Raw genomic sequence first — 13,941 nt, 5'->3', positions numbered from 1 at the left:
TGTATTTAATAAACGGTCTCCCCACGCAGACCCGTTTATCCGGAAGTTGGATTGCTGTGAATAAAGTTCACAGCCGGTAAAAATAGTACAAACGGTTATTTTCCGGTAGAATTCTTATCTGTGGCAGCGGAGTCAGAGCTGTTTTTCTTATCCTTAGGCTCATAACCATAGCCGTATCCATAACCATAACCGTATTTTCCATAGCCATACTTGCCATAAGCACGTCCCTTTACATCGGCACGGTTCAGGACTGTACCCAGGAGCTTGCAGCCAGACTGCTGGATCTCATATAGAGACTGCTTGATCAGAGTACGCGGTGTAGTACCGGCACGTACGACCAGAACTGCGCCGTCGCACAGGGAAGCGATAAGTGCTCCGTCTGATACACTGCCAAGCGGCGGGGAATCTATAATAACAAAACGATAATTCTCTGAAAGAGTATTCAGAAGCTCTTTGAAACGAACGTCTTCCAGAAGAGCGGAAGGATTCTCAAGGAGCTGTGTACACGGAACCATATAGCCGTTTGGAATATTGGTACTATATACAACGTCCTCATATTCTGCCATGCCGGAAAGATAGTGGTTCAGTCCCATGGTAGTGTCATCGTCATAGTCCATCTGAAAACGTGTTTTCATAACGGATTTACGAAGGTCAACATCTACCAGAACAGTAGGAAATCCTGCTTCTGCAAGCATTTTCCACAGGTAGGAGGAAATGGTACTCTTACCTTCATTAGGCTGGCAGCTGGTCAAAAGGATCTTGCGAGTATTTTTACCGCAGAATTTAATATTAATACGAAGTCGGTTCATCGCTTCGGAAACTGCATAGGGCAGCTCCGGAAGGTTTACATTAAGCTGGTTCATTATTTCTTACGACCTCTCTTTCTGCCGCGTCTGCGGTGCTGCTCCTCATCCAGATCGATTACCTGATCGCTGTCAGGGATAGTGGTAAGAGGTACCAGCCCAAAATATTTTTCCATATCATCTGCAGTATGGATGGTGTCATCCATCAGATATTTTACAATAAAGAATGCTGCACAGATGAGAAGTCCAAGCAGAGCACCGATCATGGTGAACTTGGTATAGCTTGGAGCTACTTTACTCTCAGGAAGCTTGGCATGCTGTGCCAGATTCGGAGCAAGTGTGCTCATGGTATCCGGGAGATAATCAATGGCTTCCTCAGCCATAGTTTCAGCCAGATCCATAGCCATCTGCGGATCGGTAGAAGTAGCAGTAATCTCCAGAATACGGGTATCGCTTGGGTTATTCAGTGAAAAAGCTTTAGCCAGTTCATCGGATGTAACATCCAGATCCAGACGGTCAATGACACGGTTCAGTACCGGATAGCTGAGCATCAGCTGTTCATAGTCTGCAGTCAGGGAAGTACCAAGATTCAGGTCACTTAAATTGACTACAGAATCGTCTGAGGCAGATACTACGTAAAGCTTGGCTGTGGATTCATAGGTAGGTGCGATAAAGAAAAAGGAATACGCACCCAGAAGTACAGCGCCTGCAATAAGACTGATCAGCAGATAACGCCATTTGTCTAACAAGACGTAGCCTAGATCCACAAGGTCGATTTCCACCTCGTCGTTTGTGAGTTCTTCGTTCATGTCGGGTCTCCTTAATTTTGTTTATTGTAGCTGTTCAGTATCTTCCTAGCTACGATTTATTTTCTAACAGGAAAATTATTTCTTTTCCTTATAAAAAAGCGAAAGGATCGCTTCCTGAAGGCTGTCCGGATCAGGAGTGAAAGTCTGCCAGCCATCCTCGTCGAAGTCGGCAGTTCCTTCTATAGATACTTTCTCCTCCTCTTTCTCATCGGAAAGAAGAAGGGCAAGACGGGAAAACTTCTTGGCACTGATGTTGGTAGTCATGTAGTCCTCAAGTGCATGATAAAGATCCAGCGGGAACGTCTTATCTTCACTGCATTTCGCCTGGAAAACAGGCTTGAAAGCTTCCTCGTACTGGGCCTGACGGCTCATCCGGTTCTCGTTCAGTCCGTCGGCAACTGTCTTGCGCTCACGGATGAAGCGTTCCGCGTCCTTTCCGTGCAGGGTGACAGTCTGTCCTTTGATCAGCGTGTCACTGTCGGGAAAATCATCCTCGATGGTGACGGTGACACCGCCAACCATATCATTTACCACTTCGATGGCGCTCATGTTTACCATTGCAAAGCGTCAATCTTGTGACCTCCAAGGAGTGTGGAAACTGCATCCACGGTATTCTCTGCCCGGGTCTCATGATCCAGGCTCATGGCGTGTGCCAGGGAAAGCTGGCATTCTGTGGTATCTATGTAAGAGCCGTCATCTGCAAGGCTCTTCACCGGAGTCATGGTGTTCCGGTCGATGGTGAGAAACTTGCAGGTGTCTGTGCTTCTGTCGCGGACAAGCACAAGCAGCACATCACACTGACCGGTGCCGTCGTATTCCTTGATCTCGGTTATCTTATCCGGAGAATCAATTCCGGCGAAAAGGTAAGTCTCAAGATTCCCCTTCGGAACGTAGGTAACACCTTTATAAGTGATCTGGTCAGTATCCTGTGTGGAAGAGGATGCACTCCGGGTCACAGCATGGCTGTTGGCAGAAGTGAGAACACCTGCAGCTGAGCCTATGCCAAGAACGCCAGCGGCAAGTCCTATGGCGAGATATTTTATTTTTTTATTTTTATTCTGTCTGGAAATTTGATTATGACGCATTGATTCCTTTCTGCAGACCGAGGTATACTTCGCAGCTGTTCACTCCGTTCACAGCAACACGCTCCGCGATGCATAGAAATCATGCATTTGCATGATTTCGCGCCGCAATTCTCGGGCTTTCTGTGAGCCTTGCTCATAAAAAACACCTCGCGGAACATTCCCTGTGAACAGTAACGGAACAGTACCTGTAAACCGTCACTCTGAAAATTACATATTGACAAAACTTAGAATCTGTTATTTACTTCACATTATAAAATATCATATTGTATAAATATTATATTGCTTTACCACAATATGTACTGATTTTATCACGGTTTGGGGTGGATATCAACCTGCTCTGTCATTTTTTGTCAAAAATGAGTGACGAAAAAAATCGTTTTCCTCTGGGATTTTTTGTGCTATACTTATACAACGTATAGATTTCAGAGGAAATTTACTGGAGGAAAAAATGGAAAATCGCGAACGATATAAGAGACTGATCATGTTTTTGGCGTCTGCGGTGATCATAGCTATTGAAACATTGCTTTTCGCCTATATCTGGTATAAATTTTATGCCCACAAGGAGGTCATCGGCAGACGCTTTGACAGAGGCAATCAGGTAGTCATTGGCCTGTATGTGCTGATGATATACTTCTTTTACAAAATTTACGGTGGTTTTAAGGTGGGTTATTTGCGGGTATTTGAAGTAATCTATTCCCAGATCCTGTCTGTGTGCTGCGTGAATTTTATTACCTATTTACAGTTGTGCCTGATCGGCCGCTGGCGTCTGGGAGAGCATCTGACACCTATGCTGGCTATGACGGGGATTGACCTGGTGATCGTTGTCATATGGGTGGTTGGTATGCGTTATGTGTACACCAGACTGTATCCGCCCAGACAGATGCTGATGATTTATGGCGGACGTAATCCGGGAGATTTAAGGAATAAGTTTGAGACCAGAGAGGATAAATATGCCATTAAAGAGATGGCATCCCTTTCCCTTGGCCTTGACGTGATCAAGGAGAAGATCAACGGATATAAAGCAGTTGTGATCGGGGATATCCCGTCCCACGAACGAAATCTTCTTCTGAAATACTGCTTTGAGAAGGATATCCGCTGTTATTCTATTCCGAAGCTTTCTGATATTATGCTCCGGAATGCAGACGATATTCATTTATTTGATACCACGCTTCTTCTTTCCAGAAACCTGCGTCTGACAGCAGAGCAGCTGTTTTTCAAAAGAATTGTGGATATTATATTTTCCCTGGCAGGGCTGGTGATTGCATCTCCGTTTATGATTCTGATCGCACTTGCTATTAAGCTTTATGATGGCGGTCCTGTTTTTTATAAGCAGCCGCGTCTTACGAAGGATAAGCAGATCTTTATGATCCTGAAATTCAGAAGCATGAAAATGGACTCTGAAGTGAAGGGTGCCCAGCTGGCGAAGAAAGAGGATGACAGGATCACACCGGTCGGGAAGCTTATCCGCCGGATCCATTTCGATGAGCTGCCACAGATTTTTAATATACTGAAAGGTGATATGTCTCTGGTAGGCCCAAGACCGGAGCGGCCGGAGATTGCTGCACTGTATAGTGAGAGGATTTCTGAATTTGATTACCGCCTGAAAGTGAAGGCCGGACTTACCGGTTATGCCCAGGTTTATGGTAAATACAACACGACACCTTATGATAAGCTGAAACTGGATCTCACCTATATTGAGACCTATTCTCTGAAGCTGGATCTGAAGCTTCTGATGCTTACCTTCAAAATCCTTTTCCAGAAGGAAAATACAGAAGGGGTTGAGGCATGGCAGAAGACAGCCGGCCAGGAGAAAAACGAGGAGAATGATTAAGACTGAGACTGAGGAGGAAATTTTATGTGTGGAATTGTTGGTTATGTAGGAGATGAACAGGCGGCACCGATTTTGCTGACAGGCCTTTCCAAGCTGGAGTACAGAGGCTATGATTCAGCCGGTATCGCAGTTCGAAACGAGGCAGCTGATAAGATCGCAATCGTAAAGGCGAAAGGGCGTCTGAAAACTCTGATCGAGAAGACAGACGGCGGCTCAGCCGTACCGGGTACCTGCGGCATCGGTCATACCCGCTGGGCGACTCATGGAGAGCCTTCTGAGATAAATGCCCATCCTCATTGTACAGATGATAAGTCCGTAGTACTTGTTCATAATGGAATTATCGAGAATTATCAGGAACTGAAGGCGAAGCTTCTTCGTTCCGGTTATATGTTCTATTCTCAGACAGATACAGAAGTGGCTGTGAAGCTGGTAGATTACTACTATAAGAAAACCGGAACCCCGTTGGAAGCAATCTCCAGAGCAATGCTCCGTATCCGCGGTTCTTATGCTTTTGGTGCTATTTTCAAGGACTATCCGGGTAAACTGTTTGCAGCCCGCAAGGACAGTCCGCTGATCATTGGAAAGAGCGAGAACGGAAGTCTTATTGCTTCTGATGTTCCTGCGATCCTGGATCAGACCAGAAGGGTTTATTATATCGGCAATCTTGAAATTGCGGAGCTTTCTCGTGATGAGATCCATTTCTATAATATCGACCGTGAAGAAATTGAAAAAGACGTTGTGGAGATCCAGTGGGATGCAGCTGCTGCTGAGAAGGGCGGCTATGAGCACTTTATGCTGAAAGAGATCCATGAGCAGCCGAAAGCCGTTCAGGATACCATTGGCGCGTATGTAAAAGAGGGACACATTGATTTTTCCGAGACAGGGCTTACAGATGAGAAACTGGCTTCTCTTAAGCGAATCTATATCATTGCCTGTGGTTCTGCTTACCATGTTGGCATGGTTGGCAAATATGTGATCGAATCCATGGCGAAGATCCCGGTTGAGGTGGATGTGGCTTCTGAGTTCCGTTACCGTGATCCGATCCTTGTGGAGGATTCCATGGTGGTTATTATTTCCCAGTCTGGAGAGACCGCAGACAGTCTGGCTGCTCTTCGTCTTGCCAGAGATAGAAATGTTCCGGTACTTAGCGTAGTCAATGTTGTAGGCTCCAGTATTGCAAGAGAGAGCGATTATACGTTATATACTTATGCGGGACCTGAGATTTCTGTTGCCACCACCAAGGCTTACAGCACCCAGCTGATCGCCATGTATCTGCTGGCTATCCAGAGCGCTTTTGTCCAGGGAAAGCTTGAGGAGGGGAATGTGACCCGTCTGCTTGCTGAGATGGAGACCCTGCCGGACAAGATCAGCCGTGTTCTGGATGATAAGGAGCGTATCCAGTGGTTTGCAAGCAAGTATGCAAATGCCCATGATATTTTCTTCATCGGACGAGGAATTGACTATGCTATCAGCATGGAAGGAAGCCTGAAGATGAAGGAGATCAGTTATATTCATTCTGAGGCTTACGCAGCAGGTGAGCTGAAGCACGGAACGATCAGCCTTGTAGAGGATGGTACTCTGGTGATCGGTGTGATGACCCAGAAGGATCTTTTTGAGAAGACACTGAGCAATATGGTTGAGGTAAAGAGCCGTGGTGCTTATCTGATGGGACTGACCAGCTATGGCAATTACAGTATTGAGGATACCGCTGATTTCTCCGTATATGTTCCCAAGACGGAGAAGTATTTCACAACCAGCCTTGCAATTGTTCCGCTGCAGCTGATGGGATATTATGTCAGCGTAGCGAAGGGCCTGGATGTGGACAAGCCGAGAAACCTGGCAAAATCTGTTACTGTAGAATAATGTTATTAAATAACTGAATTATATTTCCAAACAACAGAAAAAAGACAATATTGTTATAAACGTAAACATGGCGCGGAGAAGTGGTTTCTTCGCGCTGTTTATTTGAAAGCGAAATAGTGGGATTGTTCGAACAAAATGGGGCATGAAAAAGATATGGAAGAAAAAAGGTACAGGATCATAGGTACTGCCGGACATATTGATCATGGTAAGACCTGGCTGGTCAAGGCGCTGACAGGCACGGATACGGATCGCCTGGCAGAGGAAAAAAGGCGGGGGATTACAATTGAAAATGGTTTTGCGTTTCTGAAATTTCCGGATGGCAGGGAAGCAGGGATTATTGACGTGCCAGGTCATGAAAAATTTATAAAGAATATGCTGGCCGGAGCTGGCGGAATTGACATTGCCATGGTAGTGATCGCAGCGGATGAGGGAGTAATGCCTCAGACCAGGGAACATCTGGCAATACTTTCCCTGCTTGGTATTCGAAAGGGTATGATTGTACTCACCAAAGGTGACCTGGAATGGAAAAAGGGACTTGACCAGGAAATCAGGGAATTTGCAGAGGGAACGTTTCTGGAAAATGCGGATGTGGTAGTGACCAGTGCTGTGGATGGGCGTGGGATTGAGGAACTGCGCAGGGTGTTGTGGAAACTGTGCACCGCCGGAAAAAACACGGAAAATCAGAAGCTTTCCCGAAAAGAAGGTGACAGCTGCACAGGCAGAATAGGTACAAAAGGATCTGCGTTTCGTCTGCCCATAGATCGTGTGTTTTCTTTAAAGGGTTTTGGAACCGTAGTGACAGGGACGCTGCTTGATGGCAGTTTAAGCTTGAATTATGACACTATGCTTTATCCCAGGGCTGAAAGGGTAAAAATCCGGGGAATTCAGGTGCATGGACAGGAAGTATCCGAAGCTGCTCCGGGACAGCGGGTGGCAGTGAACCTTCCGGGGATTGGAAAAGAGCATATCTCCCGGGGAGAAATTCTGGCAGCAGCAGGAAGTATGGAAGGTACCATGATAGCAGATGTACGGCTGCAGCTGTTGAAATCAGGACAGCGTTCTTTAAAAAGCGGTACCCGTGTTCATCTTTATCATGGTGCGGCAGAACTGGTGTGTAAAATAATTCTGTTTGACAGAGTAGTGCTGAAGCCTGGTGAAGAGGCCATAGTCCAGCTTCGGATGGAGCAGGTGACGGCAATGAAAGCAGGGGATCATTTTGTTATAAGATTTTATTCGCCAGTAGAAACCATCGGCGGTGGAGTTGTGCTGAATCCCAATGGGGAAAAAAGGAAAAAAGGACAGAATGCAGATGCTGCCGTTCGTTACGCATGTACCGGAAAGGAAAGAAAAAAAGCACATGCTGCAGGAAAAATAACAGAAGAAATGTGTGGGAATTCTGTCTATTTGCAGCTGCAGGAATTATATCTGAAATCGGGCTTTATGCCTCTGCTGACAGATGAAGTGAAGAAAGTATTTTCCGGTGAGCGGGATTTTTCAGAAGTGTTCTTTGCCATGGTGCGGGACGGTGTTCTTGTACGGTTTGACGAGAAGCATTATATGCACTGGGAAATACGGCAGAAAGCTCTGGATATGGCGTATCTGTTATATGAAGAAAAGGGTATGATCCGGACTGGAGAATTTCGTGACCGTCTGGGAATATCCCGTAAATGTGCGATCATACTGCTGGAGGGGTTTGACAGAGAGCGGATTACAGTTATGGAAAATGGAGGAAGAGTATTAAAACGAAACTTGCAGCAGGCAGACCGGTCTCAATGAGAAGAGTAAGAATGGAAAGCTGGGTATGCTTTTTTGGCGGGAACATATGGGAATCGAACCCATCCGGGACGGGATTAGCGCCCCACACTGGTTTTGAAGACCAGGAGGCACACCGGCACCTATCTGCTCCCAGTGAGAGTATAGCGGAGATTGGAAGCTTCGTCAACCACAGCCTTTGGGTCAGAAACCTTTCTTTGATTCCCTATTGACTAAGAGGGGGCAGATAAAGTAGAATAGTATTATTCGGGATAGTGTACCTTGTAGCCTTTTTCAAACATGCTATGGTATGGAGGAGCTGTTGAATTGGGCTGTGTTTTGCATATCCCGATTATAATGGATGTTTTCACATTACCAGATTACAGTATTGAAGAATATCCGAAGAGGAGAAAAATATGGCAGAGACAGTTAGAGTTGTAGTAGATGCCATGGGCGGAGACAACGCTCCGGCAGAACCAGTGAAAGCAGCCGTAGAGGCTGTTGCCGAGAGGGAAGACATTGATGTGATCCTTACCGGCAGGCAGGATGTAATTGAGAAAGAGCTGAGTAAATTTCAGAATTACCCCAAGGAAAGAATCCAGATCGTGAATACCACAGAGGTGATCGAGACAGCAGAGCCTCCGGTTCTGGCGATCCGTAAGAAGAAAGATTCTTCCATTGTGGTAGGACTGAATCTTGTGAAGAAGCAGGAAGCAGAAGCATTTGTTTCCTCTGGAAGCTCAGGCGCTATTTTAGTAGGTGGTCAGGTGATCGTAGGAAGAAGCAAAGGAGTACAGCGTCCGCCGCTGGCACCCTTGATTCCTACCCAGAATGGTGTGTCACTTCTTATTGACTGCGGTGCGAACGTAGATGCCAGACCAGAGCATCTGGTACAGTTTGCGAAGATGGGTTCCATCTATATGGAAGACGTGGTTGGAATCAAGAACCCTCGTGTTGCCATTGTAAACATTGGTGCAGAGGAGGAGAAGGGAAATGCCCTTGTGAAGGAGACGTTCCCTCTTTTGAAGGAATGCCCGGGGATCAATTTTATTGGAAGTATTGAAGCAAGGGATATTCCGGCTGGTTATGCAGATGTGATTGTCTGCGAGGCTTTTGTCGGGAACGTGATCCTGAAGCTTTATGAAGGACTTGGAAGTACCTTTATGAAGATGCTTAAAACCGGCCTTATGAAAGACACCCGCAGCAAGGTTGGAGCTCTTCTGGTGAAACCGGCCGTCAAAGAAACCATGAAGGCATTTGATGCAAGTGAGTACGGCGGAGCTCCTCTTCTGGGTCTTAAGGGACTGGTTGTGAAGACACACGGCAGTGCCAGGGCGGTTGAGATTCGTCACGCTATTTTTCAGTGTGTTCAGTTCAGACAGCAGAAAATCAATGAGAAAATCGCTGCCCATATGGTGGAAGAGACACCAGAAAAAGCATGATCATCCATGCATTGCAGCAGACTCTTCGGCAAAGACCTGCCGGGGGTCTGCCAGCTAGTCAGAGGGAAGGAAGTTTATCATGGAAAAAAAGTTAAAAGCATTGGAGAACCGGATCGGTTATGAGTTCAGGAACAGAAACCTTCTGATCCTTGCACTGACACATAGTTCTTATGCCAACGAGAAGAAGCTTGGTAAGGCAGGCTGCAACGAGCGTCTGGAGTTTCTTGGAGATGCAGTTCTGGAGCTGATCAGCAGTGATTTTCTTTATAAGAAATTCACCCAGATTCCAGAGGGCGAATTGACCAAGAAGAGAGCCAGCCTGGTTTGCGAACCCAGTCTTGCTTATTGTGCAAGAGATTTCGGACTGCCGCAGTATCTGCTCCTTGGAAAAGGTGAGGACATGACTGGTGGAAGAAACCGTGACTCTATTGTTTCCGATGCAACAGAGGCTCTGCTTGGAGCTATCTATCTGGACGGTGGTTTTGCTAGCGCAAAGGAGTTTGTTCTGAAATTCATTCTGAACGATCTTGAGAACAAACAGCTCTTTTATGATAGCAAGACCATCCTGCAGGAAATCGTACAGGAGAAGGGAACCCATCTTGTGGAGTACCATCTGATAAAAGAAGAAGGCCCGGATCACAATAAAAGCTTTACCGTGGATGTGCTTGTCAGCGGTCATGTGATGGGTACCGGAGTAGGACATACCAAGAAAGCTGCCGAGCAGGAAGCTGCTTACCAGGCAATCCGGAAGATGAGAAAATAATAACAAGGGTTCGAATACATGTATTTAAAAAATATTGAAGTGCACGGGTTTAAGTCCTTTGCACAGAAAATCAATTTCGAATTTCATAATGGAATTACGGGAATCGTTGGCCCCAACGGCAGTGGAAAAAGCAACGTAGGTGATGCGGTCCGCTGGGTCCTTGGAGAACAGAGCGCCAAGCAGCTTCGAGGCGGAAACATGCAGGATGTTATTTTTTCCGGCACGGAGACCAGAAAGCCCCTTAGCTTTGCTTCTGTTGCCATTACTCTGGATAACAGCGATCACAAGCTTCCGGTTGATTTTAATGAGGTTACGGTTACCCGAAGACTTTACCGCTCCGGTGAAAGTGAATATCTTATTAATGGAAGTGCCTGTCGTCTGAAGGATATTAATGAGATGTTTTACGATACCGGTATTGGGAAAGAGGGCTATTCCATCATCGGGCAGGGACAGATCGATAAGATCTTAAGCGGTAAGCCGGAAGAGCGCCGTGAGCTTTTTGACGAAGCTGCCGGAATCGTAAAGTTTAAGCGAAGAAAGGCAACTACCATTAAGAAGCTGCAGGACGAGCAGGCGAACCTGGTGCGTGTTACCGATATTTTAAGTGAGCTTACCAGACAATTGAGTCCTTTGGAGCGCCAGTCCGAGACAGCCAGAATTTATCTTGCCAAAAGAGACACTTTGCGGGAATTGGATGTGAACAGTTTTCTTCTGGAAAACGAGGAGACCAGCCGTGAATTAAAAGAGCTGGATACCAAGAATACCAGGGCCGCTGAGGAGCTGGAGGAGAATCAGAAGGCCTACGAGCAGACGAAAGTGGAATATGACCGTCTGGAAGAGGAACTGGAACAGTTGAATTCCCAGATGGATCAGCTGCGTGAAGAGACGCAGAATAAGGCAATCCGCAGGCAGCAGCTGGATGGTGAGACCAAGGTACTTCGGGAACAGATTTTGTCCGGAGTGCAGAGCGAAGAGCATTACAAGAGCCGTCTGCAGACCATTGAGGCGGATCTGAAGGAACGTCAGGAATCTCTGGAGAGGCAGGAGGCGGAGAAATCCCAGCTCCATGCAGCTCTTCTGGAAGCAAGGAAGCGCCAGGAGGCAGAAGAGGACCGGATTTCCAATATTCAGGCACAGATCGAAGAGTGCTCCCAGGCAGTGGAGAATGGCAAGAACGAGATTATCGAGCTTCTCAATACCCGTGCCACTACCAAAGGAAAAGCCCAGCGTTTCGATACCATGATGGAGCAGATCGATATCCGTAAAGCGGGAATCAGTCAGAGACAGCTTCATTTGAAAACAGAGGAAGCCCAGCAGCAGAGTGAGCTGGAGAAGGCAAAGGAGAAGTTTCAGGGAATTACCACACTTATCCAGGACATGAATGCAGAGTGTCAGCGCCTGGATAATGAAGTACATAAAATTACAGATGAATTAAAGAAACAGAACGGCCAGATGGAAATCGGCCAGAGCGCATATCACCGTGAGGCTTCCAGGCTGGAATCTTTGAAAAATATTACAGAGCGCTATGACGGATACGGAAACAGTATCCGCCGTGTAATGGAACAGAAGGACCGAGTACCGGGAATTAAGGGTGTTGTAGCAGATCTGATCCAGGTAAATAAGGAGTATGAGATCGCCATTGAGACGGCTCTTGGCGGAAGTATTCAGAACATTGTCACAGACAATGAACAGACTGCCAAGCATATGATCGAATTTCTGAAGAAAAACCGTTTCGGCCGTGCTACGTTCCTTCCACTTAACAGTATCAATACTAGAAGTGGTTTTACCCAGAGGGATGCGCTGCAGGAGCCGGGAGTGATCGGGCTTGCCAGTGAACTGGTAACTACAGGTCCGGAGTATGCCGGACTTGCTACTTATCTTCTGGGTCGTGTGCTTGTGGTGGATCACATTGACAATGCCATTGCCATTGCGCGAAAGTACCGGCACAGTCTTCGCATGGTAACTGTGGAGGGTGAATCCTTCAGTCCGGGCGGTTCTATGTCAGGTGGTTCTTTTAAGAATAACAGCAACCTTCTTGGCCGCCGCCGTGAGATCGAAGAACTGGAATCCAGTGTGAAGGCTCTTCAAAAAGACATGGATGACATGCAGACGGCTATTAATGATAATCGAAGCAAGCGTAATGTTATGCGTGACACCATTGCAGATCTGCAGGAAAAACTGCGTCAGCAGTATGTTGCCCAGAATACGGCGAAGATGAACATTAACCAGGTAGAAGCCAAGACAAAGGAAATCCAGGCTGGCTATGGAGAGATTCAGAGAGAGCAGATGGAAATCCGCCGTCAGATCGAGGAGGCAGAGGCTGATCACAGCAAGATTGCCGAAGAATTGAAGGCTTCTGAGCAGGATGAGAAAGAACTGGAGACTTTTATCCAGAATAAACAGGAAGAATTAGAGACCTGGAGGGCTGAGGAGCAGGAGGTTTCCAAGAAACTGGAGGCTCTTCGCCTGGGAGCAAGTACAGCCCAGCAGAAAGAAAGCTTCGCAGCAGAGACTCTGGGCCGTCTGACTCATGAGATGGAAGCTCTTCGCCAGGAGGAAGCAGATATTCATGAAACGCTGGAGCTTGGCGTCGAAGAGAATGAGAGAAAGCGTCAGTCTGTAGAGAATCTGGAGGCAGTGATCCGGACTTTGGAAGAGGATGAAACCAAGGCGAAGGCTCAGATGGAGAGCTGGCAGAGTGTGAAGGATGAAAAAAATGCCAGCCACAAGGCATTTTTTGAGAAGCGGGACCAGCTGTCCGGCAGGATTTCACTTCTGGACAAAGAGTGTTACCGTCTGAAAAGTCAGATCGAGAAGCTGGAAGAGCACAGGGAATCTCAGATTTCCTACATGTGGAATGAGTATGAGATCACCCCGAACAATGCCCTTCAGTACAAAAAAGAAGAGCTGAACGATCTGAAAGCCATGAAGAAAGAAATTGCCCAGGTGAAGGATGAAATCCGTAAGCTTGGTAACGTTAATGTAAATGCAATTGAGGAATATAAGGAGATTTCAGAGCGTCATGCTTTCCTTTCCGGACAGTATGAGGATCTGAAAACTGCAGAGGCACAGCTGGAGAACATTATCCAGGAACTGGATGAGGGAATGCGTAAACAGTTTACGGAGAAATTCCAGGATATCCAGAGAGAGTTTGACAAGGCTTTCAAGGAATTGTTTGGAGGCGGTAAGGGCACTCTTGAACTTGAGGAAGACGTGGATATTCTGGAAGCAGGAATTCGCATTATTTCCCAGCCGCCGGGCAAAAAGCTTCAGAATATGATGCAGCTTTCCGGTGGTGAGAAGGCACTTACTGCAATCGCACTTTTGTTTGCAATCCAGAATCTGAAGCCGTCGCCATTCTGTCTTCTTGATGAGATCGAGGCGGCACTTGACGATTCGAATGTAGGTCGTTTCGCAGGCTATCTTCAGAAGTTGACGAAGAACACTCAATTCATTATAATAACACACAGGCGTGGTACTATGAATGCCGCAGACAGACTTTATGGTATTACCATGCAGGAGAAAGGCGTCTCCACGCTGGTTTCCGTTGATCTTGTGGAAAACCAGCTTACGCAGTAAAAGGAGGAGAGGAA

The 13,941-nt window shown here is 46.7% G+C and carries 10 protein-coding genes and 1 tRNA gene; 6 read left to right on the top strand and 5 right to left on the bottom strand.

The features are described from left to right. Positions 1–95 precede the first annotated feature (95 nt). The 4 genes from DW904_RS07355 to DW904_RS07340 all read right to left on the bottom strand — a co-directional run bounded on the left by DW904_RS07355 (position 96) and on the right by DW904_RS07340 (position 2,697). A complete protein-coding gene (locus tag DW904_RS07355) occupies positions 96–863 on the bottom strand; it encodes a CpsD/CapB family tyrosine-protein kinase (protein ID WP_118578881.1) in 768 nt (255 codons plus the stop codon). Beyond that, positions 863–1,612, bottom strand: coding sequence for a Wzz/FepE/Etk N-terminal domain-containing protein (locus DW904_RS07350; RefSeq protein ID WP_118578879.1), 750 nt, complete (start codon positions 1,610–1,612; stop codon positions 863–865). The genes DW904_RS07355 and DW904_RS07350 overlap by 1 nt, the downstream gene beginning before the upstream one ends. Before the next feature lie 75 nt (positions 1,613–1,687). Beyond that, a complete protein-coding gene (locus DW904_RS07345) occupies positions 1,688–2,170 on the bottom strand; it encodes an LCP family protein (RefSeq protein WP_118578877.1) in 483 nt (160 codons plus the stop codon). Beyond that, positions 2,164–2,697 (bottom strand): hypothetical protein, encoded by a 534-nt coding sequence (locus DW904_RS07340; protein ID WP_118578875.1) that lies wholly within the window; start codon positions 2,695–2,697, stop codon positions 2,164–2,166. The genes DW904_RS07345 and DW904_RS07340 overlap by 7 nt, the downstream gene beginning before the upstream one ends. A 448-nt stretch (positions 2,698–3,145) precedes the next feature. Between DW904_RS07340 and DW904_RS07335 the strand changes: the two genes are divergently transcribed. From DW904_RS07335 to selB, 3 genes are all read left to right on the top strand, one after another. Beyond that, positions 3,146–4,528 (top strand): exopolysaccharide biosynthesis polyprenyl glycosylphosphotransferase, encoded by a 1,383-nt coding sequence (locus DW904_RS07335; RefSeq protein ID WP_118578873.1) that lies wholly within the window; start codon positions 3,146–3,148, stop codon positions 4,526–4,528. A gap of 24 nt (positions 4,529–4,552) precedes the next feature. Continuing rightward, positions 4,553–6,391 (top strand): glutamine--fructose-6-phosphate transaminase (isomerizing), encoded by a 1,839-nt coding sequence (glmS, locus tag DW904_RS07330; protein WP_118578871.1) that lies wholly within the window; start codon positions 4,553–4,555, stop codon positions 6,389–6,391. Between the two features lie 135 nt (positions 6,392–6,526). Further along, positions 6,527–8,167, top strand: coding sequence for a selenocysteine-specific translation elongation factor (gene selB / locus DW904_RS23720; RefSeq protein WP_243110330.1), 1,641 nt, complete (start codon positions 6,527–6,529; stop codon positions 8,165–8,167). A 34-nt stretch (positions 8,168–8,201) separates the two neighbouring features. Here selB and DW904_RS22795 read toward each other — a convergent pair. Beyond that, positions 8,202–8,298 (bottom strand) — tRNA-Sec (locus tag DW904_RS22795). Between the two features lie 261 nt (positions 8,299–8,559). Between DW904_RS22795 and plsX the strand changes: the two genes are divergently transcribed. The 3 genes from plsX (at position 8,560) to smc (ending at position 13,927) form a co-directional block, all read left to right on the top strand. Then, positions 8,560–9,585, top strand: a complete 1,026-nt coding sequence (gene plsX / locus DW904_RS07320; RefSeq protein WP_118578869.1) for a phosphate acyltransferase PlsX — start codon at positions 8,560–8,562, stop codon at positions 9,583–9,585. 79 nt (positions 9,586–9,664) lie between these two features. Next, on the top strand, positions 9,665–10,348 hold the full coding sequence (rnc, locus tag DW904_RS07315) for a ribonuclease III (RefSeq protein ID WP_118578867.1): 684 nt from the start codon (positions 9,665–9,667) through the stop codon (positions 10,346–10,348). An 18-nt stretch (positions 10,349–10,366) separates the two neighbouring features. Then, a complete protein-coding gene (gene smc / locus DW904_RS07310; protein ID WP_118578865.1) occupies positions 10,367–13,927 on the top strand; it encodes a chromosome segregation protein SMC in 3,561 nt (1,186 codons plus the stop codon). Positions 13,928–13,941: the final 14 nt, after the last annotated feature.

The sequence above is a fragment of the Ruminococcus sp. AM42-11 genome (genome assembly GCF_003480145.1).
Classification (GTDB): domain Bacteria; phylum Bacillota; class Clostridia; order Lachnospirales; family Lachnospiraceae; genus Blautia_A; species Blautia_A faecis.
The sequence above is the reverse complement of the archived record's forward strand: the minus strand, read 5'-3'. Positions and strand labels throughout refer to the sequence as shown.